This is a genomic window from Aurantiacibacter flavus (genome assembly GCF_039710615.1).
Taxonomy (GTDB): Bacteria; Pseudomonadota; Alphaproteobacteria; order Sphingomonadales; family Sphingomonadaceae; genus Alteraurantiacibacter; species Alteraurantiacibacter flavus.
Genome location: NZ_JBDLBR010000002.1, coordinates 795750 through 817055 on the forward strand (window position 1 = coordinate 795750; position 21306 = coordinate 817055).

The window sequence follows — 21306 nt, forward strand, 5'->3', positions numbered from 1 at the left end:
CGTGAAAAAAGTTAAGGGTTGGTTTGTTGTTTTTGCCGTCGGCGTGTCGCTGACGGCTCCTGCCTGTGCCCAGCCAGCCACGCCCGCCCCGGTGCCCGATGAGATCCCGGTCGCGCTGCTGGTTGATCTGTGGACCGGGCAGCAGCTCTATGCGCGCGAACCGAGCCGGCGCTTCGTGCCTGCCTCCGTGACCAAGGTGATGACCGCCTATACCGCCTTCAAGCTGGTGGGCGAGGACAAGCTCAGGCTCGATCGGCACTTCCTCTATACCCAGGCGCTGGAAGAGGAATGGTACGCCGAAGGCTCGAACATGTTCCTGCGCGCGGGCGAGCGGCCGACCATCGGCCAGTTGCTGCTCGGGATCACCACCGTTTCCGGCAACGATGCCAGCATGGCCTTGGCCGAAGCCGCCACCGGCTCGACCGGCGCATGGCTTGAGCTGATGAATGCCAATGCCGCCGCGCTCGGCATGAGCGATAGCCATTTCGGCTCGCCCAACGGCTATCCCGATGGCGGCAAGACCTACACTACGGCTGATGATCTCGTGAAGCTGGGGCGGGCAGTCACTATGGACTATCCTGTGCTGTTCCGCCGCTTCTTCGGTCACCGGCGGCTGAAATGGGGGGATATCACGCAGGCCAACCACGATCCGATCACCGGACAGGTGGAGGGCGGGGACGGCCTCAAGACCGGTTATACCTCCGAGGCGGGCTACACTCTGCTCGGCACGGCGGAGCGCGGTGGGCGCAGGCTGATTGTAGTGATCGCGGGCTCGCCGACAGCGCGCATGCGTGATGCGGCGGGGCGCAACCTCATCGAATGGGGCTTTCGCGACTTTGCGCCCGAGCGCCTGTTTGCGGCCGGCTCCGAGATGGGCCGTGCGCAGGTTCAGGACGGCGAGGCGCGTTCGGTCGGCCTTGCGCTGGACAAGGACTTTGCCGCCGCGCTGCCCGCCGATCCTGCGAATACAATGAAGCTCGCCATCTCCTATCGCGGCCCGGTTGAGGCTCCGATTGTCAAGGGCGATCCGGTCGCGCGACTGCAGTTGCACGACGCAAGCGGAACGGTGGTGGTCGACGCGCCTTTGGTGGCGACCGAGGATGTGCCCAAGGCGGGCCTGTTCCGCCGCATCGGCAATGCCTTTGCCAAGTGGTTCGGCTGATGCGCGGACGGTTCATCACACTTGAGGGTGGGGAGGGCGTCGGCAAGTCGACGCAGGCACGCATGCTCGCCGGTGCGCTGGAGGCGAGCGGGCACAACCCGCTGCTCACCCGCGAGCCCGGTGGCACTCCCGGTGCCGAAGCAATCCGCGCGCTGCTGCTTGACCCGGCGCAGCACTTCGGCCCGGCTAGCGAGACGCTGCTGTTCGCGGCAGCACGCGCCGACCATGTGGCAGAAGCGATCGAGCCTGCGCTCGCTGCGGGCAGGTGGGTGGTGTGCGACCGGTTCCTCGACTCGACCCGCGCCTATCAGGGTGGGGAAGGGGGCATGACCGACGCGGAAATCTGCACCCTCCACGCCGTTGGTTCGCGCGGCCTTCTGCCTGACCTCACCTTGTTATTGAGCGCCGCACCCGAGCAGGTCGCCGAACGCCTCGCCGCGCGCGATGGCGACAACAGTGACCGGATCGGCGGTCGCCCGGCAGACTATCACCGCGCGGTTGCCGGTCGCTTCGCCGCGCTGGCTGCAATGGAGCCCGAGCGCTTCCGCGTAATCGCGGCAACGGGCACGCCTGAGGAGGTCCATGCCCGGGTCATGGACGCAGTCGGGGCGCTAGCGTGAGCTACATCGGCCACGAGGAGGCCTGGGCCGAGTGGCGCCGCGCGCTCTCGGGCAGCCGGATGCATCATGGGTGGATTCTCTCAGGCCGACGCGGTGTGGGCAAATCGGCCTTCGCGCTAGCTGCCGCGCGCGAGCTGGTGGCCGAGCCGGGTTTGCCGCAACCTGCTGGTGAGCATCCCGATGTCCTCTACGTCACCCATCCGCCAAAGGATGATAAAGAAGCGCGCAAGAAGGCGGACGGCAAGCCGTTTGAACTCGCGCGCAATATCAAGATCGACCAGATCCGCGCCCTGCAACACCGGCTCAACACCCGCCCGAGCCTGGGGAGCCGCCGTGCGGTCATCATCGACCCGGCCGACGACATGGAGACCCCCACCGCCAACGCGCTCCTCAAGAGCCTTGAGGAGCCGCCCGTCGGCACCTTCTTCCTGCTCGTTGCTCATCGCCTGAGCCGCTTGCTGCCGACGATCCGCTCTCGCTGCCGGGTGCTGCGCTTCCCCGAAGTTGGCCCGCAGGATATGGAGGCGGTGTTGGTGCGAGAGGCTCCGCAGGCCGATGCCGCGATGCGCGCCGCCGCCATTGCAGCTGCAGGCGGATCGCCCGGTGTGGCGATCGACTTCGTCGAGCTGGACCTCGGCTCCATCCATCAGTTGATGCAGCGCATCCTCCTCGAAGGAGACCGCGACTTCGCGCTGCGTGGCAGGCTCGCCACGGCGATGGGCGCGCGGCCCGACCGGAAGCGTCAGCAAGCCGCCATAGAACTGGCCCGCGCGGTTGTCGCCGAACATATGCACCATGTGAGCCGCGCGGAAATCCCCGCACTGGTGGAGGCGCACAGCGAACTCGTGCGCCTGGCCGGCGAAGTTCCGACCTATAATTTCGACCCGGGCCTGCTGGTAATGGAGATCGGCACCTTGCTCAGCCAGTTCGCCGCTTCTAGAGCATCGGCCAATGGCTGATCCCTTCTATCTCACCACCGCGATTCACTATCCCAACGGCAAGCCGCATATCGGCCACGCCTACGAGACGATCGCTGCCGACGTACTCGCGCGTTTCCATCGCCAGATGGGACGCGAGGTCCGGTTTCAGACCGGCACCGACGAGCACGGTCTCAAGATGGCGCAAAAGGCGCGTGATATGGGGCAGACACCGCGCGAACTTGCTGACGAAATGTCAGGGTATTTCCGGAGCCTGTTCGACAATCTTGATATTTCGTATGATCGCTTCATCCGCACGACGGAGCCCGACCACCACCGCGCCAGCCAGGCGATCTGGCAAGCGATGGAGGCCAATGGCGACCTCTACCTCGATCGTTACGAAGGCTGGTACTCGGTACGTGACGAGGCCTACTATGACGAAAGCGAGTTGACCGAGGGCGAGGGCGGAGAAAAGCTCTCGCCGCAGGGCACGCCGGTTGAGTGGACGGTCGAGGAGAGCTGGTTCTTCAAGCTTTCTGAATACGGTGACAGGCTGCTGGCGCTTTACAACGAAAATCCCGATTTCATCCGCCCGGAAAGCCGCCGCAACGAGGTTATGCGCTTTGTCGAAGGTGGCCTGCGCGATCTTTCGGTGAGCCGCACCAGCTTCGACTGGGGCGTGAAGGTGCCGGGCTCGGACGAGCACGTAATGTACGTGTGGGTCGATGCGCTGACAAACTATCTCACGGGCGTCGGCTATCCTGATGATTGCGAGGACTTTGCCAAGTTCTGGCCGGCCGATCTCCACCTGATCGGCAAGGACATCACGCGCTTCCACACGGTCTATTGGCCCGCCTTCCTGATGAGCGCGGGGATCGCGCTGCCGAAGCAGGTATTCGCCCATGGCTTCCTGCTCAACCGCGGGGTGAAGGAATCGAAGTCGCTCGGCAATGTCACCGATCCGGGCGAGCTGGCTAACCTCTATGGCGTGGATACGCTGCGCTACTTCCTGCTGCGCGAGTTCAGCTTCGGACAGGATGGCGGATGGTCTCGAGAAGCGATTGTAAACCGCAACAATTCGGAATTGGCCAACAGCTTCGGCAATCTCGCCCAGCGTACGCTGAGCCAGGTATTCAAGAACTGCGAAGGTGTTTTGCCGCCGGTCAACGGCCATACCGAGGCCGACGAGGCGTTACTCGCCAATGTGGCGCGCGTTGTCACCGAAGAGATGCCCGCGCACTACACTGACCTCGCCTTTTCACAGGCGCTTGAGGCGTGGATGGGCGCAGTCTTCGCCTGCAACGCCTATATCGATGCTGAGGCGCCGTGGGCGCTGAAGAAGACCGACTTTGCCCGGATGGAGACGGTATTGGCCGTGCTCTATCGCTGCATCGCACAACTCGCGGTGGCAGTGGTTCCGGTCATGCCGGGCTCCATGGGCCGCCTGCTCGATGCGATGGGCGTGGGCGAGGATCTGCGCTGTTTCGCGACCATCTGCTCCGACTGGTACGCGCCGCTCGCTGCCAGCGAGTTCCGCCTTGCCAAGCCCGAGGGGCAGTTCCCGCGCCTCGACATGCCGCAGGCCGAAGGCGAGCCCACGTGAGCCTGATCGACAGCCATTGTCACCTGAATTACAAAGGGTTGGTTGAACAACAGGATGCGGTGTTGAGCCGCGCTCGCGAAGCGGGTGTCACCGGGTTCCTCAACATCTCGACCCGCCAAAGCGAATGGCAGGATGTTGTCGCCACCGCCGAGCGTGAAAGCGATGTCTGGGGTACGGTCGGCATCCACCCGCACGAGGCCGACCATCATGCCGACCTTGGCCGCGAGGTATTGCTTGAAGCCACCCGCCACCCGCGCGTGATCGGGATCGGCGAAAGCGGGCTCGACTACTATTACGACAAGTCCGACCGCGCGGTGCAACAGGCGCTGTTTCGTATGCACATCGGTGTCGCGCGCGAGACCGGCCTGCCGTTGGTGATCCATACGCGCGATGCCGACGACGACACCGCCGCGATCCTGGCCGAAGAAATGGGGCAGGGGGCCTTCCCCGCGTTGATCCACTGCTTCACCGCTTCTCCCGAATTTGGCCGCAAGGTTATGGAGCTTGGACTGACGATCTCGATCTCCGGCATCGTGACTTTCAAGAACGCGACTGATCTGCAGGAATTTGTGACAGAGATCCCGGCTGAGCGGCTGCTGGTGGAGACCGACAGCCCTTTCCTCGCGCCGGTCCCGCACCGCGGCAAACCGTGCGAGCCCGGCTTCGTGCGTGAGACCGCGCAATTCGTGGCCGATTTGCGTGGCGAAGATGTTGCCGACCTCGCCGCCAGCACCAGCGCCAACTTTTTCCGCCTGTTTTCCAAGGCTGCTCCATGAAGCTGGTGATGCTCGGTTCCGGCACCTCCACCGGCGTTCCGCGCTTGGGCAACAACTGGGGCGAGTGCGACCCGGTTGAACCAAAAAATCGCCGCACGCGCGTGTCGATCGCGGTCGAGAGCGCCGAGGGCACGCGTTTGCTCGTCGACACCTCGACCGACCTGCGCCAACAGCTCCTCGCCAATGGGATCGACCGGCTCGACGGCGTGTTCTGGACCCACGATCATGCCGATCATTGCCACGGCATCGATGACCTGCGCCCGCTGCGCTATGGCCGTGCGGCGGCGATTCCGGGCTTTGCCTCGCAGGAGACGGCGCGTCGGCTGCGCCGCCGGTTCGACTATGTCTTTGCAGGCCAGCATGGCTATCCGACAATCGTGGAGCTCAACACGCTCGAAACGTTACGCATCCATGCTGGGTTCAAGGTCGGTTCGGTCGAAATGCCGCATGGACCAACCTTCAGCACCGGTTATCGTTTCGATGCAGACGGAAAGTCCATCGTTTATGCGACTGATTTCAGTGATATTACGGATGAGATGGTGGCACTGTTCGCGGGCGCCGATATCCTCGTGTGCGACTGCCTGCGTCGCGCGCCGCACCCCACGCATTGCCATCTAGATATGGCGGTGGAGTTCGGCAGGCGCATTGGCGCCGGGAAGACTGTTCTGACGCATCTCGATTTCAGCATGGATTATCAGACACTGTGCGCCGAAGTACCGGCCGGTGTTCTGGTCGGTTACGACGGGCTTGAGTTGGCGGCATGAGCGAAGGAAGCGTTCTCCAGATCGTCTTGCTGCTCGGATGGCTGGCGCTGGTGGTGACCGGATACCGCAGCTGGCGCGTCAGTCGTGGCAAGATGCTGGCGATGGCTCTGGTGTGGTTGGTGATCTTCGGCGTTGCGGCCCTGATTTTCGGGGCGATCAGCTGATCATCATCTGCTTATGACCGCACGATATTTAACATAATATATATTATCAGTCTTTAGGTAATCAGGAAGAGGTCCCGTGTCCGAGCAACTCACCCGCCTCCTCACGATCATGGCCACGCTTCGCGATCCCGAGCGGGGCTGCGACTGGGACAAGGTCCAGACCTTCTCCACGATCGCACCGTACACGATCGAAGAAGCCTATGAGGTCGCCGACGCAATCGAGCGCGAGGCCATGGACGAGCTGCGCGGCGAACTCGGCGACCTGTTGTTCCAGGTCGTGTTCCACGCGCGCATGGCCGAGGAAGCCGGTCATTTCGCGTTTGACGACGTTGCCCGTGCCATTGCCGCAAAGATGGAGGCCCGCCATCCGCACATCTTCGGTGACGAAGGCGGAAAAATGGACAAGAAGCGCTGGGAGGACATCAAGGCTGCCGAACGTCGGTCCGAAGGTGCCACCAGCGCGCTTGACGGCGTAGCGCGCGCGCTCCCGGCGCTGATGCGCGCCGAGAAGCTACAAAAACGTGCCGCCCGTGTTGGGTTCGACTGGCCGGACACCAGTGCCCCGAAAGCAAAACTCGCCGAAGAGCTGGCCGAACTCGATGCTGCCGAAACAGAGGATGACCGCTTGCTCGAGGCAGGCGACGTGCTGTTCGCCGCGGTGAATGTGGTGCGCCGCTATGGCGTTGATGCGGAACAGGCGCTCAAGGCCACCAACGCGAAGTTCGAGCGGCGCTTTCACGCAATGGAAGCGATGTCCGCCGCAGATGGTGCCGATTTCGCAAGCCTCTCGCTCGATGAGCAGGAGGAATACTGGCAGCGCGCCAAGCGTGCCGAACGTCACAAAGACTCTTAGGGTGAGCCCTCAAGTGCCTCGAACCGCCCGAGTTCCTTCTCGGTAAGGCGAACGCAGATCTTCCGCAGCGGCCCCTGCTCACCCTCGCCGCCGTCACCGACTTCGAGCACCTCGCCGTGGGCGTGCAGCCAGGCGATACGCTGGCCGTCCGACGCGAGCAGTACCATTTCGTGAAGGCGCGCGCCCTCGGTCAGCAACTGTCCCAAACGCGCCAGCAGATCGTTGATGCCAAGCCCTGTCATGGCCGAGATCGGGACCACATTCTCATCACTTGCGGCAAGACCTTCGAGCTCCGTGCGACGCTCCTCGTCGATCAGATCCCACTTGTTCCACACCTCGACGATGGGCATGTCCCCCTCGTCGTCCCCGTCGATTACGTCGAGGTCGGCTAGCACGTCGAGCACATGGCGTTTCTGCGCGCTACTGTCGGGGTTAGCCATGTCGCGTACATGAAGAACGATGTCTGCAGCGGTCACCTCTTCGAGCGTGGCGCGGAACGCTGCGACGAGCTGGGTCGGTAGGTCGGAGATGAATCCCACGGTGTCCGACAGGATCGCCTTTTCCACCCCCGGCAGGCTAATCGCGCGCATGGTCGGATCGAGCGTGGCGAAGAGCATGTCTTCCGCCATAACCCCCGCCCCGGTGAGGCGGTTGAACAGCGTCGACTTGCCCGCATTGGTATAGCCCACCAGCGCCACCACTGGCCACGGCGCCCTTCCCCGACGCTTGCGATGCAGCTCGCGCGTCTTGCGGACCTGTTCGAGTTCGCGCCGCAGCCTGGCCATCCGGTCGCGGATCATGCGACGGTCCGCCTCGATCTGGGTTTCGCCAGGACCACCGAGGAAGCCGAAGCCACCGCGCTGGCGTTCAAGGTGGGTCCAGCTGCGCACGAGGCGGCTCTGCTGGTAGTCTAGGTGCGCCAGCTCGACCTGCAACCGGCCTTCTGCCGTGGCTGCGCGCTCGCCGAAGATCTCGAGGATCAGCCCGGTACGGTCGATCACCTTGCGCTTGAGCTTTTCCTCAAGATTGCGCTGCTGGATGGCCGTAAGCGCGCCGTCCACGACGACCAGATCGGCCTCGTGCAACTCGCAGTCGGTGGCGATGCGCTGTACCTGCCCCTCGCCGAATAGCGTGTTGGGGCGAATCTCGCGAATGGGGATGATGGCCGCGTCCGCAACCACCAGCCCGATCGCCAGCGCCAGGCCCTTCGCCTCTTCGAGACGCGCTTCGGGGTCGGCGCCAGAGCGGTCACGCCTGATATCGGGGCATACGACGAGTGCCCGCGCTCCGCGGGTTACTTCGCCGGCAATCTCGTCGTTTTCGAAAATGGGGTTTACCTAGTCCTCGTCACCATCGTTGCCGAAGTCTCCGGACAGGTCGACCGGGCTCGCGGGTTGAATGGTGGACACTGCATGCTTGTAGGCCAGCTGTACATAGCCTTCGCGTTCGAGCAGCATGCAGAACAGGTCGAACGAAGCGATCCGGCCCTGCAACATTACGCCGTTCACAAGGAACATCGTCACCTGAACGCCTGCCTCGCGCACGCGGGTCAGAAACACGTCCTGCAACAGCCGCTGCTTGCGGTTGCCCTCGGCACTCGAGAATTGCTCGGCATCGACCGGGTCGCCGGGCATGATTGTCGAGATCGCGTGCTTGTAAACAAGCTGCGACTGGCCATCGCGGCGAAGCAGGATCGAGAAATTGTCGAACCAGGTCACAATGCCCTGCAGCTTCACGCCTTTGACCAGGAACATGGTCACCGGCATTTTCTCACGGCGCAGGTGATTGAGGAACTGGTCCTGAAGGTTGCCCCCGCCATTGCTCTTGGCAGGCGTGGGTGCAGGCTTTTCCACCTTCGGTTCGGCTTCGGGTTCCTTGCTGATGCGTGCGGAAAGTGTGCCCTTGGTCATTCTTATGACTCCATCGTCATTATAGTCTTGGCAACCGTTCCGGCATTGGGCCGTTCGGGTTACAGTCTGGCGCGCCGCTATTCCAAAGTTCGGTCACGCCGGAAATCGGTGTTAGCAGATGCAGCATTCCCAACGCACTTGCAACAAACTTTGTGATTACTCCGCCCCGCCTCCGTCGCGCTCGGTCATGCCGAGCAGCTTCAGTTTGCGATGCAACGCCGAGCGCTCCATGCCGATGAAACTCGCGGTGCGCGAAATATTTCCCGAGAATCTGCGAATCTGGATGCGCAGGTATTCACGCTCGAAGCTTTCGCGCGCTTCGCGCAGCGGCGCGCCCATCAGCGCGGCGATGCCGCCCCCACCCTCGCCCGACGAACCGGTGACTTCGGGCGGCAGCATGTCGGCGCTGATGGTAGAGAATTTTTCGCGTGGGGCCAGGATCACGGTGCGCTCGATGACATTGCGAAGCTGGCGCACGTTGCCGGGCCAATCGTATGCTTGAAGCGCGGCATTGGCTTCGTCCTCGATCGCGCCGGGTTCGAGCCCCTGTTCGCGCGCATAGCGGGTGAAAAAGTGATCGGCGAGCGCGGGAATGTCCTCGCGTCGTTCCGAAAGCGCGGGAATAGCGATCGGCACGACATTCAGGCGATAGAACAGATCTTCGCGAAAACGCTTCTCGGCGATCTCGGCTTCGAGGTCGCGCGCGGTGGAAGAAACCACGCGTACGTCCACGCCGACCTGCCGGTTGCCGCCCACGCGCACAAAGCTCTGGTCGGTCAGCACCCGCAGTATGCGAGCCTGGGTGCTTTCAGGCATGTCGGCAATCTCGTCGAGGTGCAGTGTTCCGCCATGCGCCATTTCAAGCAGGCCAGGCCTTACCAGCTTGCCGTCGACCTCTTCGCCAAACAGCTCCTGTTCGAAGCGTTCGGGTGTGATGCGTGCGCAGTTCACCGAAACGAACGACTTGTCGGCGCGCGGGCTCCAAGCGTGGAGCAGGCGTGCGGCAACTTCCTTGCCCGAGCCGGCGGGACCGCTCACCAGCACCCGGCTGCCGGTTCCCGCAACGCGCTTCAAGGTAGCACGCAACTGGTTGATGATGGAGGAGTTGCCGGTGAATTCCTCGAGCGAAGCAAGATCCTCACGCAGCCGGGCGTTTTCGCGGCGCAGGCGCTCAGTCTCGGTGGCGCGGGCCACCAGGTGCAGCAGCCGCTCAGCCTCAAACGGTTTCTCGATGAAGTCCATCGCCCCGCGGCTCACGGCGGCGACGGCGGTGTCGATATTGCCATGGCCGGAGAACACGATCACCGGCAGATCGGGTTCACGGGCCTTGATCGCTTCGAGCACCTCGAGTCCGTCCATCGGGCTGCCGTGCAGCCACACGTCAAGCAACACGAGACTGGGGCGGCTCTCGTCGATCATTGCCAGTGCGCTCACGCTGTCACCCGCAGTGCGGCTGTCGTAGCCTTCATCGCTGAGCACGCCTGCTACCAGGTCGCGAATGTCGCGTTCGTCGTCCACCACAAGGATATCGAGCGCCATGTCAGATTACTCCGCTGCTAATCATTCCACCGCCTCGTTGTCGGGGCTGCGGTCGGGCGCGGCCGGATCGACCGCAAAACGCAAGGTGGCCTTGGCTCCGCCCTCGGGCAGGTTGCAAAAGCTGAGATCGCCGCCGTGTTCCTCGACGATCTTCTTCACGATCGCGAGGCCGAGCCCGGTGCCTTTCTCGCGCGTCGTCACATAGGGTTCGATGATGTTGTCGCGCCCTTGTGGCAGGCCGATGCCGTTGTCGCACACATCAATCTGGAGCGTTTGGCCATCGAGGCTGACCTCGACCTCGACGCGCCCGCGCCAGTCTATAGGAGCATCACGGCGGCGCGCGTCGATCGCCTCACAGGCGTTCTTGAGCACGTTGGTCATCGCCTGGCCGAACTGGTGCCGGTCGCAGGCGATGTGCGGGATCGCGTCTGCTGCCTGGAAAGTATAGGTAATCTCGGGGTGGGCGACTTCCTGCAGGAACAACGCCTGACGGGCGAGATCGAGCGGGTCTTCCGGGCGAAACACGGGCTTGGGCAGCCGGGCAAAGCTGGAGAACTCGTCGACCATCTTGCGCAGGTCGCCCACCTGCCGGATGATCGTGCCGGTAAGCTCATCGAACAGTTCCACGTCTTGCTCGATCTGGCGACCATAGCGGCGCTTCAGACGCTCGGTCGCGAGCTGGATCGGGGTGAGCGGGTTCTTGATCTCGTGCGCGATACGGCGTGCGACATCCGACCAGGCTGCCTGCCGCTGGTCGAGAAGCTGGCGGGTGATATCCTCAAAGGTAATCACAGGGCCACCCGCCGATCGGGTGAGCTTCACCGCTAGCGTGAGAAGTTCGTTATCGCGGCTGATCTGGAGGATGCCACTGTCCTTGCCGCTTTCAACCAGCTCGGCAAACTGTGGGGCCACATCGGCCAGCGCGGCACCGATAGGCGGTTCCCCTTCCCCGCTCACCACCAGTTCCTGCGCCGACTGGTTCATCAGCAGCACCTTACCCGCCGGATCGACCGAAATGATTCCGGCGGTGATTGATTGCAGCACCGCCTCGATGAAGGTGCGCCGCTCGTCGAGCTGGTGGTTGGCGCCGATCAAGGCGTCGGTCTGGCGTTCGATCTGCTGGCTCATGCGGTTGAAGGCACGGTTCAGGAGGCCGATCTCGTCCGGGCCGGTGCGCCCATCGACGCGGATGGCATAGTTACCGCTGCCGATCTCGCGCGCCGCGGCAGCCAGCTCGGCCAGCGGTTTCACCTGCCGGTCGGCAAACCGCAAGGCGGCCCAAACCGCAATGCCCACCAGGGCCAGCGACATTGCAAACAGCGCAAGGTTATAGCGCAGCTGCAACGAGCGCATCCGGGCGATCAGTGCGTCGTAATCGCTGACCACATTTTCGGCCCGGCTGTAGAGCGCCATCACGTCGGGATCGGAATTGCGCGCGGCATAGAGATAGACGCCGAGGTCCGCATCGAGCGTGCTCACTGCCTCAACCCGTTCGGGTGTGGCGTTGATCACCACCGGCTCGCCGCTTTGCAGCCGCTCGATCGTAGCTGGCGTGACGCGCACACGGTCGGGGTCGTCCTGCGGATCGACGATGGCCGCGGTGCGCAAGGTGCCGTCGGGCGCGAGTTGGAGGATCGCGCTCTCGTTCAGCTCGCGATAGTAGACCTGGAGCCCGAAGAACTCCTCGAACTCGGGGCTCGTGACGGAGTCTTCTTCGAGGAAATACCTAAGATCGACCGCCATTGCGGTGGTGTTGTTGCCGACGTCCAACTGGTTCTCGTTGTAGAACCCTTCTGCCACCCGGTTCGCGTTCTCCATGATCCCGCGCGAATCGCTCGAAAACCAGAACTCCACCCCCGACTGGAACAGCAGGCTGGCGAACACCGCCACGATCAGCGTCGGGATTGCCGCCACCAGCGAGAAGAAGAACACCATGTTGACGTGGAGGCGCGCGGTCGTGCCACCGGCGCGGCGGATCGCGATGCGCCGGCCCCAGAGCACCACAAGCGTCAGCGCGGGTATGAGCGTGCCGACCAGCAGCATCGCCGCTTCGACCGAAGGCACCAGTTCGTCCGGGTCCGAGCGTCCGGTAAGATAGAACCAGGCAGCACCCAGCATTGCGACCAGCGAGACCGCAGCCAGCACTTCGAGCCACAGAAACAGATTCATCCGTCGCGCAGCAATCTGAGTGCGCCGCCACCAACGTGGCGAGCGCCGACCGACGGCTGGAGAGGGGCTAACAGGACTCACGTTGCAATCGTACAACACTACTGTTGCCGATGAGCAAGTAATTTCTTTGTGCAGTGCGGCTAGCCCTGCGAATAGTGCTCGGGATCGATGTCCAGTTCGCCGAGTCGCTTGCGTAGAGTGTTGCGATTAATTCCAAGCAGTTGCGCGGCTTTTAGCTGGTTACCGCCAGTACGGCGAAGGGCATGGCGCATTAGCGGTCGTTCAAACTGCGCGAGCGCCTCTTGATAAAGCACGCCCTCGCCGAACTGCTCCTGCGCGAGCCAGCGTTCGACCGTGGATGCGAAGTCGGCGGGCTGCTCTGGGCCGCCCGGATCGTTGTCATCGACCAGCAATTCCTTGATGGTTGCGGCGTCGATCTCGTCCTGCCGGGCGAGCAGCGCGGCGCGATAGACAAAGTTCTGCAACTCGCGAACGTTCCCGCGCCATGGCTGGCTGGCAAGCAGCGCCGCCGCCTCGCGCGACAGGCCCCGCCGGGGCAGGCCTTCGTCCGCAGCCCGAGCGAGAAAGTGGCGGGCCAGCGGTTCAATGTCGTCCTTGCGGTCGCGCAGCGGAGGTAGGCGGATCGGCACGACGTTGAGGCGGTAGAACAGATCTTCGCGGAATGCGCCCGAGGCGATCATCGGCGCAAGGTCGCGGTTGGTGGCGGCGACGATACGCACATCGACCGCGACTTCCTCGCTTCCGCCCACGCGCCGGATGCGGCCCGATTGGAGCGCTCGCAGCAGCCGCGTCTGTGCTTCGGCGGGCATGTCGCCGATCTCGTCGAGAAACAGCGTACCGCCATGCGCCTGCTCGAACTTGCCGACGCTACGCGCGGTTGCGCCGGTAAAAGCCCCCTTCTCGTGACCGAACAGCTCGCTCTCGATCAGCTCGCGCGGAATGGCGGCGGCGTTAAGCGCGACGAACGGCCCGTTCTTGCGCTTGCCGAGCTGGTGGATCGCCTCGGCAACCAATTCCTTGCCGGTGCCGCTTTCGCCGAGCACCAGCACCGACAGATCGTTGCCCAGCAGGCGCGAGATCAGACGATAAACCTCTTGCATTGCCAGGCTTCGTCCGATCAAGGGGAGCCCGTCGCCCGCATCTTCTCCCGGTGCTTCGCTCGCCTTTCTGGTGGCGATCGCCTGACTGGCCGCGCGGACCAGCTCGTCGAGATCGAACGGCTTGGGGAAATACTCGAAGGCCCCGCCACTGGTGGCGCGCACGGCGGTGTCGAGCGTGTTCTGGGCTGAGAGGATGATGACCGGCATATCGGCAAAGGCCTCGCGCACCGCATCGAGCGTGGCGATCCCATCGCCGTCGGTCAGCATCACATCGGTGAGCATCACGCCATAGGCATCGCCAGCGAGTAGCCGGTCGCGTTCGGCAATACTGTCGCATGTATCAACCGCGAACCCTTCGTCTTCGAGCGCGCTGCGGATCACGGTGGCAATGGCGTTATCGTCTTCGACCAACAGGGCCTTGCGGTTCATGCAGCCTTCTCCGGTTTAGCCATTGGCAGGTGGATGCGGAAGTGGGTCCAGCCCTCTGTTTCGTCGCGCTCGTGAGTGATGCGCCCATCCATATCGCGGACCAGTTTCTGCACCAGTGCGAGTCCGAGACCCTGCCCGTTCGGCTTGCTGGAGACGAAGGGTTCGAAAATATGGTCGCGCAGGCCGGCGTCGATCCCCGGCCCGTTGTCGCTCACGGTGATCTCGATGGGAAGTTTGATCGAGCGGCCCAGCCGCATCACGTTCATCACCAGCCCGCTGACAAAGCGGGTGCGGATCACGATCTGCGGATAGTCGGCGGACGCGCAAGCATCGCGGGCATTGGCCATCAGGTTGACCAGCACCTGCACCAGCGCCCCCTCGTTGGCCATCACGGGCGGCAGCGAAGGATCGAATTCCTCGCGCCAGGTGACCGAGAGATCGGTTGCGATCTGCACCGTCTCGTAAGCGCGGTGAATTGCGGTGTGGAGGTTCACCGGGCCGATAGGCTCGGCCCGCTCGCGGCCTAGCCGCTGCATCCGGTCGATCAGCGCGGCGATACGATCGACCTCGTCGGCGATCAGGCGTGTCCAGGCCAATTCGCCCTCTTTCGCCTTGCGGCCAAGCAACTGGGCAGCCCCGCGGATTGCGGCAAGCGGGTTCTTGATTTCGTGCGCAAGCACAGCCGGCCCGCGCAGGTTTGCCCGGCGTTCCTCGTCGTTGAGCTGCTCGCCCTGCCCCATTTCCGAAAGTGTGACGACGCGCCAGCCGGGATGGACCGGCATCGGAGAGACGGTAAGATTGGTGCGGATCCGCGCGTCGCCAAGTTTAAGCTCTAGCCCGCGTACGATCAGTTGGGTTTCGCCCTTGCGCAGCTTGTCGACAAGGTGCTGCTGTTCGAAGTTCACAATCTCGAGCAGGCTGCGACCCATTAGCCGACGCGCGCTAATCCCGATCATGCTCTCGGCGGCCGGATTGGCCTCTGCGATGGCGAGATCGGGGCCGACGAGCAGCATCGCGAAGCCGACGCCGGCGATCTGGTCGCGCGCGCCGGGGCGTGGGCCGAAGTTCTCGTTCACGCGGCCCTTCGGTGCAAGAAGGGATCGTAAAACGCGGCGAGATCGGACAGCACCTGACGCGGATCGTCGACGAAGTTCACCTTGTTGCGGAACTCGGCCGAGCCGTGCATCCCCTTCGTGTACCAGCCCAGATGCTTGCGCGCGATCTTCACGCCGACATCCTCACCATAGTGATCGAGCATCATGATGTAGTGCTCGACCACGAGGCGATATTGCTCGTCGAAACTGGGTGTCTCGCGCTTTTCGCCGGTTTGCCACCAATGCATGATCTGCCCCAGCAACCACGGCCTGCCATAGGCACCGCGCCCGATCATGATGCCGTCGGCCCCCGACTGGTCGAGCGCCTTGGCCGCATCGTCGATGGTGCAGATGTCGCCGTTGGCGATGACGGGAATCGTCACTGCGTCCTTCACCTTGCGGATGAAAGCCCAGTCGGCGCTGCCCTTGTACATCTGATTGCGAGTGCGGCCGTGCACAGTGATGAGCTGGACGCCCAAGTCCTGCGCGATGCGGGCAAGCTCGGGCGCGTTGAGGCTCGCGTGGTCCCAGCCCATTCGCATCTTGACCGTGACCGGCACCTTCACGGCCTTCACCGTCGCTTCCATCAGCTTGATGGCGAGCGGCACCTCGCGCATCAGCGCGCTGCCCGCATACTGGCCCACGACCTTGCGTACCGGGCAGCCGAAGTTGATGTCGATAATCGCAGCGCCGTTGCCCTCTTGCAGCTTGGCCGCCTCGGCCATGCTGGCGGGATCGCAGCCCACGAGCTGCATAGAAACCGGCTCCTCGGTCGCGTGCCAGGCCGCCTTCTGTACCGACTGGCGCGTTTCACGGATGGCGGCCTCGCTGGCGATCATTTCGGTGACATTAAGCCCCGAGCCATAGCGGCGCACGATCCGCCGGAACGGCAGGTCGGTTACACCGGTCATTGGCGCAAGCACGACCGGACAGCCGACCTCGACGGGGCCGACCATGATCGGCTTCAGGGCCGGTGGAGTGGGCAAAGTGCTCATGGGAAAGGGTGTGCCTAAAATATGGGCAGGCGCATAGTGGATTGCGAGCGACGCGGCAAGTCGCTAGCCCGCTCAGCCTCTAACATGGCACACGATAGCGACCATACCTTGCCAACCTTCTCAGCCGTGATCGTCGCGGCGGGAAAGGGGCTGCGCGCTGGAGGCGAAGTTCCCAAGCAATTCCGCCCGTGGCAAGGCAAGCCGCTCATCCGCCATTCGGTCGAGGCGCTCCTGGCGCAGGGAGCACAGTTCGTCTGCGTAGTCATTCCTCTCGGTGGAGAAGTGATGGCTCGGGAGGCTCTCGCAGGGCTCGATCGGGTGGTTTTGGCTCCCGGTGGCAAGACCCGCCAAGATTCGGTGATGCATGGTTTGCTGACATTAGCCGGGCCGGATATCGAGCGTGTGCTGATCCATGATGCCGCCAGACCCGAACTGCCGCGCGAGGTAACCGCCAGACTGCTTCACGCGCTCGACCATGCGCCCGGGGCGATCCCGGTTCTGCCGGTAGTCGACAGCCTTGCAATAGCGGCAGAAGGGTTGATGGCGGGGCACGCTCCGCGCGAGCAATTGCGCCGGGTCCAGACCCCACAAGCCTTCCGGTTCGAGGACATCATCTCCGCGCACGAGAGCTGGAAGGGACCGAGGGATGCCGGCGACGATGCGCAGGTCCTGCGCGCCGCCGGTCACGATGTGGCGCTTGTCGAGGGAGATGAGCGCCTGAAGAAGTTCACCTTCAAGGAGGATTTCGTGGACCAGCAAGCAAGCGCCCTGCCCCCGGTTCGCACCGGCATGGGTTATGACGTCCATCGTCTCGCCGCTGGTGAGGAGCTGTGGCTGTGCGGGGTCAAAATCGAGCACGACAAGGGCCTTGCGGGCCATTCGGATGCCGACGTGGCGATCCACGCGCTGGTCGATGCGATCCTCGGCGCCGTGGCGGAGGGCGATATCGGCCAGCATTTCCCGCCATCCGATCCGCAGTGGAAGGGCGCTTCGTCCGACCTTTTTCTTGTTCACGCGGTAAAGCTGGCGCAGCAGCGCGGCTATGGTATCGGCAATGTCGACGTTACCATAGTCTGCGAGGCGCCGAAGATTGGCCCACACCGCGATGCGATGCGGGCGCGACTGGCCGAGCTGTTGGGCGTTGCGCAAGAGTTTGTTGCCGTGAAGGCAACCACCACCGAAAGACTGGGCTTTGCCGGACGCGGCGAAGGTATCGCCGCGCAGGCGATTGCCACCATGGTGCGGCTGTGAAAGGATGGTTCTTATGAGTATCGCAAAGTCCTGTGCGCTTGCGCTGGCGGCCCTTGCGTTGACCTCGCAGCCCGCGCTTGCCGAGACGCAGGGCGAATGTCTCAGCGAGGCAGAAGTCAGTTCTCTGGTGATCTATGCTGTTCCCCACGCCCTGCGCGGAGTGCGCAATCGATGCGAGGCAAACCTTGCCCCAGACGGCTTTTTCGCCACCGAAGGCGCCCAGTTTTCCCGGCGTTATGCCGCCTTGGCCGACGCCAACTGGCCCAATGCGCTAAGCGCGCTCACCCGGATGACTGAAGCCGGTATGGGCGCCGCCAAGGGCGGGCTCCAGCTGGACCAGCTTCCGCCCGAGTTCGTGCGCCCCTTGTTTGACGAGATGATCGCGCAGAAGATCGGCCAAGAAGTGGCTGTGGCCGATTGCCGCCGGATCGAGCGTACGGCAGCGGCCTTGGCTCCGCTGGAACCCGAGGAACTGGGGCAAGTATCTGCCGTTGTCATGAGTCTGGTCGGCGTGGACAAACCCAAGATTTGTACGGTGAACTGATTATGCCCGATACGGTCCTTCCCAAGCAAATCGCCGATCTGGCGGAGCGTGTAGTCGCCGAAAATGCCGCTGTCGGTCGCAAGGTCGTGCTGGCGGAGAGCTGCACCGGGGGGCTCGTCGCCGCCGCGCTCACCGAGGTGCCCGGCTCCTCCGCCGTGCTGGAGCGCGGTTACGTCACCTACTCGAACACAGCTAAGATCGGTGATCTCGGTGTTTCGCAGGATATTATCGACGCCTTCGGGGCTGTTTCGGTGGCCTGCGTCTATGCGATGGCGCAGGGTGCGCTCGAGCGTAGCGAGGCAGCGGATGTCGCTGTGGCGATCAGCGGCATTGCGGGGCCGGATGGCGGTTCTGCCACCAAGCCGGTCGGCACCGTGGTGTTTGCGCGCATGGTGCGCGGCGAAGAACAGCCGACCGCCGAAGAACGTCTGTTCGATGAGCACACCCGCGCCGGGGTGCGCTTTCAGGCGACGCTGTGTGCGCTGGAGCTGTTGCTGCCGTAAAGCTCGGCGGCGCGCGTTTCGAACGCGGTTACCATCTTGCGGAATGCCCGGTCCACATATTGCCCGGCGAGGGCCTCAAACATGCGGTTCTTGAACGCGAAATCGACGCTGAAGTCGATTTCGCAACCAGCCTCGCCCTTGTCGTGGAACAGCCAGCAATTCTCTAGGTCGCGCATTGGGCCATCGACATAGTGCACCTCGATCCTGTTCGGACGATCAAGTGTCACGCGCGAGGTAAACTTTTCACGCAGTGCCTTGAAGCCCACCAGCATGTCGGCGGTCATGCCCTCTTCGGTGCGGTCGCGCACGCGCGTGGCCACGACCCACGGCAGGAACTTACTGTAGTTCCCGACATCTGCCACGAGGTCGAACATCTGCTCTGCGCTGTAGGGCAGCGCGCGGGTCTCGCGAATGGACGGCATCAGCTGCTCTTTTGCGCCTGCTTTGCCAGCTTCGCTTCACGCGCGGCGCGCATTTCGGCAAAGTCTTCGCCCGCGTGATAGCTTGAGCGGGTGAGTGGGCTGGAAGCGACCTGGAGGAAGCCCTTGGCCCGCGCGATGGAGCCATAGGCATCGAAGGTCTTGGGCTCGACGAACTCGATCACCGACGTGTGCTTCGGCGTCGGCTGGAGATATTGGCCCATGGTGAGGAAATCGACCTCGGCCGAGCGCATGTCGTCCATCACCTGATGTACTTCGAGCCTCTGCTCGCCCAGCCCCAGCATGATGCCCGACTTTGTGAAGATCATCGGATCGTGCCGCTTCACCTCTTCGAGCAGCCGCAGCGAGGCATAATAGCGCGCGCCTGGGCGGATCGTAGGATAGAGACGCGGCACCGTTTCGAGATTGTGATTATAGACGTCCGGACCCGCAGCGCAGATAGCCTCGACGCTCGCGCGCATCTTGCCGCGGAAGTCGGGGGTTAGGATTTCGATGGTGGTGTTCGGCGTCTCGCGGCGCAGCGCCTCGATTACCTTGACGAACTGCCCCGCCCCGCCATCGGGCAGGTCGTCGCGGTCGACGCTGGTGATGACGATATGTTCGAGCCCCAATTCGGCGGCGGCGGTAGCGACATGCTCGGGCTCGAGCGGGTCGACCATGCGCGGCATGCCTGTCTTCACGTTGCAGAAAGCGCAGGCGCGGGTGCACACGTCGCCCAGAATCATCACCGTGGCGTGCTTCTTGGTCCAGCACTCGCCGATGTTTGGGCAGGCAGCCTCTTCGCACACCGTGTTAAGGCCGAGATTGCGCATCAGTTTGCGCGTCTCGTTATAGCCCTTGGACACGGGAGCCTTGACGCGAATCCAGTCGGGCTTGCGTCGTCTTTCGGGGTTCGGTGCAGCGGAGAGGTCGTTCATCACGCACCCACTTAAGCAAGCCTCTTGCCATAGGCAATGCCGCTGGGGCACAGGATAGCCCCATGACCAAGCTCACGCCCGATTTTGCCGCCCTCCTCGATGGCTACACACGCTTCCGCAAGAATGGTTATGTCGAAAGCCGCGAACGGTGGGAGGCGTTGCGCGAAGGGCAGGAGCCCAAGGTGATGATCATCGCCTGTTCCGACAGCCGGGTCGATCCGACACAGATCTTCGACGTCTCGCCGGGGGAGATTTTCGTGGTGCGCAATGTCGCCGCGCTCGTCCCCCCGTTCGAGACGACGCCGGGCCAGCACGGCGTCTCTGCTGCGCTCGAATTCGCGGTGCAGTTCCTCAAGGTGACCGAGATACTGGTGATGGGCCACGGCATGTGCGGCGGCTGCAACGCGGCGCTGACGCAGGCGCTCCATGGCAATCGGCTGGGCGAAGGTGGTTTCGTTGCCTCGTGGATTTCTATGCTCGACTCGGTGCGCGAGCCCATCGTTGCCGAACACGGAACGAGCGGGCGCCCGGCGGAACGGGCGATGGAGCACGAGGCGGTCAAGGTAAGCCTCGCCAACCTGCGCACATTCCCTTGTGTGCAGGAGAAGGAGCCGATCGGCGAACTGACCCTGCGCGGGGCTTACTTCTCGATCAACGAAGGCGTTCTGCATCTGCTTGACGAGACGGATGGAAAGTTCAAGCCTGCCTGAGCTTTATCGCGCTTGCCTTTGCGGCGAGCCAAGGCCATTTGGGCGGCATGCCTGAAGCAGCTCTGAAAAACATCGCCCTCCTGATCGACGCCGACAACGCCAGCCACGCCGGGATCGATCCCGTGCTGACGGTGCTGGCGGAACTCGGGCAGGTCAATATCCGCCGCGCCTATGGCAACTGGGCCAAGCCCGCGCTTTCCAAGTGGAGCAAGATCACCCACCGCTTCGGGCTCCAGCCGATGCAGCAGTTCGACCTCACCAAGGGCAAGAACGCCACCGATATGGCCATGACGATCGATGCAGTTGACCTGCTCTATCGCGGCAAGGTCGACGGGTTCGGCATCATGAGCTCAGACAGCGACTTCACCCCGCTCGTCACACGGCTGAGGCAGGACGGTTTGATTGTCTACGGTTTCGGCGGTGAAAAGGCCCCCGAGGCCTTTCGCACTGCCTGCACTCGCTATATCGACGTGGATCGCCTCATCCGCACCGCTGCCAAGGAAGACGACGACCGGACCGAGCAGGAGCCCGAAAGCGAGACGCTCGATGCTGACGTAATCGAACTGCTGGGCAGTGCCTGGAAGGCGGCAACCCGCGATGAGAACGGCTTTGCCCGCTTGCAGGAAGTCGGCCAGATCGCCGGCAACCGTTCAAGCTTTGACGTGCGCAACCACGGCTACAAGAAGCTGGCCGATCTGGTCCGTGCCAAGAGTGATCGCTTCAAGCTCGAGAGGCGCGACAACGGGCAGCTCTATGTAAAGCGGCTGCGCTGAGGCACCATTTCGTCCGTCGAACGTAAGTTCCCCAAGTATCAGGGGAATTGAC

22 protein-coding genes are annotated in these 21306 nt (G+C 63.3%); 13 read left to right on the top strand and 9 right to left on the bottom strand.

The window, feature by feature from the left end; all coding sequences use genetic code 11:
- Position 1: 1 nt before the first annotated feature.
- The 8 genes from ABDJ38_RS08490 to mazG all read left to right on the top strand — a co-directional run bounded on the left by ABDJ38_RS08490 (position 2) and on the right by mazG (position 6859).
- Positions 2–1162, top strand: a complete 1161-nt coding sequence (locus ABDJ38_RS08490; protein WP_346784656.1) for a D-alanyl-D-alanine carboxypeptidase family protein — start codon at positions 2–4, stop codon at positions 1160–1162.
- Positions 1159–1782 (top strand): dTMP kinase, encoded by a 624-nt coding sequence (gene tmk, locus ABDJ38_RS08495; RefSeq protein WP_346784767.1) that lies wholly within the window; start codon positions 1159–1161, stop codon positions 1780–1782. Before ABDJ38_RS08490 ends, tmk begins: the two co-directional genes overlap by 4 nt.
- On the top strand, positions 1779–2741 hold the full coding sequence (locus tag ABDJ38_RS08500) for a DNA polymerase III subunit delta' (protein WP_346784657.1): 963 nt from the start codon (positions 1779–1781) through the stop codon (positions 2739–2741). The genes tmk and ABDJ38_RS08500 overlap by 4 nt, the downstream gene beginning before the upstream one ends.
- Complete coding sequence (gene metG / locus ABDJ38_RS08505) at positions 2734–4302, top strand: methionine--tRNA ligase (protein ID WP_346784658.1); 1569 nt, start codon at positions 2734–2736, stop codon at positions 4300–4302. Before ABDJ38_RS08500 ends, metG begins: the two co-directional genes overlap by 8 nt.
- Complete coding sequence (locus tag ABDJ38_RS08510) at positions 4299–5078, top strand: TatD family hydrolase (RefSeq protein ID WP_346784659.1); 780 nt, start codon at positions 4299–4301, stop codon at positions 5076–5078. The genes metG and ABDJ38_RS08510 overlap by 4 nt, the downstream gene beginning before the upstream one ends.
- A complete protein-coding gene (locus ABDJ38_RS08515) occupies positions 5075–5842 on the top strand; it encodes an MBL fold metallo-hydrolase (protein ID WP_346784660.1) in 768 nt (255 codons plus the stop codon). The genes ABDJ38_RS08510 and ABDJ38_RS08515 overlap by 4 nt, the downstream gene beginning before the upstream one ends.
- Entirely contained in the window at positions 5839–6006 is a 168-nt protein-coding gene (locus ABDJ38_RS08520) for a hypothetical protein (protein ID WP_346784661.1), read from the top strand. The genes ABDJ38_RS08515 and ABDJ38_RS08520 overlap by 4 nt, the downstream gene beginning before the upstream one ends.
- Positions 6007–6082: 76 nt before the next feature.
- A complete protein-coding gene (mazG, locus tag ABDJ38_RS08525) occupies positions 6083–6859 on the top strand; it encodes a nucleoside triphosphate pyrophosphohydrolase (protein WP_346784662.1) in 777 nt (258 codons plus the stop codon).
- Here mazG and hflX read toward each other — a convergent pair.
- The 7 genes from hflX to dusB all read right to left on the bottom strand — a co-directional run bounded on the left by hflX (position 6856) and on the right by dusB (position 16116).
- Positions 6856–8187 (bottom strand): GTPase HflX, encoded by a 1332-nt coding sequence (gene hflX / locus ABDJ38_RS08530; RefSeq protein ID WP_346784768.1) that lies wholly within the window; start codon positions 8185–8187, stop codon positions 6856–6858. The genes mazG and hflX overlap by 4 nt on opposite strands.
- Before the next feature lie 9 nt (positions 8188–8196).
- Positions 8197–8769, bottom strand: coding sequence for an RNA chaperone Hfq (gene hfq / locus ABDJ38_RS08535; RefSeq protein WP_346784663.1), 573 nt, complete (start codon positions 8767–8769; stop codon positions 8197–8199).
- Positions 8770–8925: 156 nt separating this feature from the next.
- Positions 8926–10308, bottom strand: a complete 1383-nt coding sequence (gene ntrX, locus ABDJ38_RS08540) for a nitrogen assimilation response regulator NtrX (protein WP_346784664.1) — start codon at positions 10306–10308, stop codon at positions 8926–8928.
- Between the two features lie 21 nt (positions 10309–10329).
- On the bottom strand, positions 10330–12477 hold the full coding sequence (locus ABDJ38_RS08545; protein ID WP_346784665.1) for a sensor histidine kinase: 2148 nt from the start codon (positions 12475–12477) through the stop codon (positions 10330–10332).
- Between the two features lie 140 nt (positions 12478–12617).
- Entirely contained in the window at positions 12618–14027 is a 1410-nt protein-coding gene (locus ABDJ38_RS08550; RefSeq protein WP_346784666.1) for a sigma 54-interacting transcriptional regulator, read from the bottom strand.
- Positions 14024–15103 (bottom strand): two-component system sensor histidine kinase NtrB, encoded by a 1080-nt coding sequence (locus ABDJ38_RS08555; protein WP_346784667.1) that lies wholly within the window; start codon positions 15101–15103, stop codon positions 14024–14026. Before ABDJ38_RS08555 ends, ABDJ38_RS08550 begins: the two co-directional genes overlap by 4 nt.
- The gene (gene dusB, locus ABDJ38_RS08560) at positions 15100–16116 is read right to left on the bottom strand and encodes a tRNA dihydrouridine synthase DusB (RefSeq protein ID WP_346784669.1); all 1017 of its coding nucleotides are present in this window, start codon (positions 16114–16116) and stop codon (positions 15100–15102) included. The genes ABDJ38_RS08555 and dusB overlap by 4 nt, the downstream gene beginning before the upstream one ends.
- An 84-nt stretch (positions 16117–16200) precedes the next feature.
- Here dusB and ABDJ38_RS08565 point away from each other — a divergent pair, with 84 nt between their 5' ends.
- From ABDJ38_RS08565 to ABDJ38_RS08575, 3 genes are read left to right on the top strand one after another with little or no spacing between them, the layout of a single operon-like run.
- Positions 16201–17367 carry a bifunctional 2-C-methyl-D-erythritol 4-phosphate cytidylyltransferase/2-C-methyl-D-erythritol 2,4-cyclodiphosphate synthase gene (locus ABDJ38_RS08565; RefSeq protein WP_346784670.1) on the top strand — a complete coding sequence of 389 codons (1167 nt, stop codon included), beginning with the start codon at positions 16201–16203 and terminating at the stop codon, positions 17365–17367.
- Positions 17368–17380: 13 nt separating this feature from the next.
- The gene (locus tag ABDJ38_RS08570; protein WP_346784671.1) at positions 17381–17911 is read left to right on the top strand and encodes a hypothetical protein; all 531 of its coding nucleotides are present in this window, start codon (positions 17381–17383) and stop codon (positions 17909–17911) included.
- A 2-nt stretch (positions 17912–17913) separates the two neighbouring features.
- Positions 17914–18414, top strand: a complete 501-nt coding sequence (locus ABDJ38_RS08575) for a CinA family protein (RefSeq protein WP_346784672.1) — start codon at positions 17914–17916, stop codon at positions 18412–18414.
- Here ABDJ38_RS08575 and ABDJ38_RS08580 read toward each other — a convergent pair.
- On the bottom strand, positions 18375–18836 hold the full coding sequence (locus tag ABDJ38_RS08580) for a type II toxin-antitoxin system RatA family toxin (RefSeq protein ID WP_346784673.1): 462 nt from the start codon (positions 18834–18836) through the stop codon (positions 18375–18377). The two genes, ABDJ38_RS08575 and ABDJ38_RS08580, sit on opposite strands and share 40 nt — an antisense overlap.
- Positions 18836–19771, bottom strand: a complete 936-nt coding sequence (gene lipA / locus ABDJ38_RS08585; protein WP_346784674.1) for a lipoyl synthase — start codon at positions 19769–19771, stop codon at positions 18836–18838. The genes ABDJ38_RS08580 and lipA overlap by 1 nt, the downstream gene beginning before the upstream one ends.
- Before the next feature lie 62 nt (positions 19772–19833).
- Here lipA and ABDJ38_RS08590 point away from each other — a divergent pair, with 62 nt between their 5' ends.
- Positions 19834–20481, top strand: a complete 648-nt coding sequence (locus tag ABDJ38_RS08590) for a carbonic anhydrase (protein ID WP_346784675.1) — start codon at positions 19834–19836, stop codon at positions 20479–20481.
- A 47-nt stretch (positions 20482–20528) separates the two neighbouring features.
- Entirely contained in the window at positions 20529–21254 is a 726-nt protein-coding gene (locus tag ABDJ38_RS08595) for an NYN domain-containing protein (RefSeq protein ID WP_346784676.1), read from the top strand.
- Positions 21255–21306: the final 52 nt, after the last annotated feature.

Bases quoted from the DNA above. Each gene is read 5' to 3' on its own strand.
- ABDJ38_RS08515 (WP_346784660.1), top strand. From the start codon at position 5,075: ATGAAGCTGGTGATGCTCGGTTCCGGCACCTCCACCGGCGTTCCGCGC.
- ABDJ38_RS08520 (WP_346784661.1), top strand. From the start codon at position 5,839: ATGAGCGAAGGAAGCGTTCTCCAGATCGTCTTGCTGCTCGGATGGCTG.
- ABDJ38_RS08590 (WP_346784675.1), top strand. From the start codon at position 19,834: ATGACCAAGCTCACGCCCGATTTTGCCGCCCTCCTCGATGGCTACACA.
- lipA (WP_346784674.1), bottom strand. From the start codon at position 19,771: ATGAACGACCTCTCCGCTGCACCGAACCCCGAAAGACGACGCAAGCCC.
- metG (WP_346784658.1), top strand. From the start codon at position 2,734: ATGGCTGATCCCTTCTATCTCACCACCGCGATTCACTATCCCAACGGC.
- hfq (WP_346784663.1), bottom strand. From the start codon at position 8,769: ATGACCAAGGGCACACTTTCCGCACGCATCAGCAAGGAACCCGAAGCC.
- dusB (WP_346784669.1), bottom strand. From the start codon at position 16,116: ATGAGCACTTTGCCCACTCCACCGGCCCTGAAGCCGATCATGGTCGGC.
- ABDJ38_RS08565 (WP_346784670.1), top strand. From the start codon at position 16,201: ATGGCACACGATAGCGACCATACCTTGCCAACCTTCTCAGCCGTGATC.
- ntrX (WP_346784664.1), bottom strand. From the start codon at position 10,308: ATGGCGCTCGATATCCTTGTGGTGGACGACGAACGCGACATTCGCGAC.
- ABDJ38_RS08550 (WP_346784666.1), bottom strand. From the start codon at position 14,027: ATGAACCGCAAGGCCCTGTTGGTCGAAGACGATAACGCCATTGCCACC.
- ABDJ38_RS08570 (WP_346784671.1), top strand. From the start codon at position 17,381: ATGAGTATCGCAAAGTCCTGTGCGCTTGCGCTGGCGGCCCTTGCGTTG.
- ABDJ38_RS08595 (WP_346784676.1), top strand. From the start codon at position 20,529: ATGCCTGAAGCAGCTCTGAAAAACATCGCCCTCCTGATCGACGCCGAC.
- ABDJ38_RS08575 (WP_346784672.1), top strand. From the start codon at position 17,914: ATGCCCGATACGGTCCTTCCCAAGCAAATCGCCGATCTGGCGGAGCGT.
- ABDJ38_RS08580 (WP_346784673.1), bottom strand. From the start codon at position 18,836: ATGCCGTCCATTCGCGAGACCCGCGCGCTGCCCTACAGCGCAGAGCAG.
- ABDJ38_RS08545 (WP_346784665.1), bottom strand. From the start codon at position 12,477: ATGAATCTGTTTCTGTGGCTCGAAGTGCTGGCTGCGGTCTCGCTGGTC.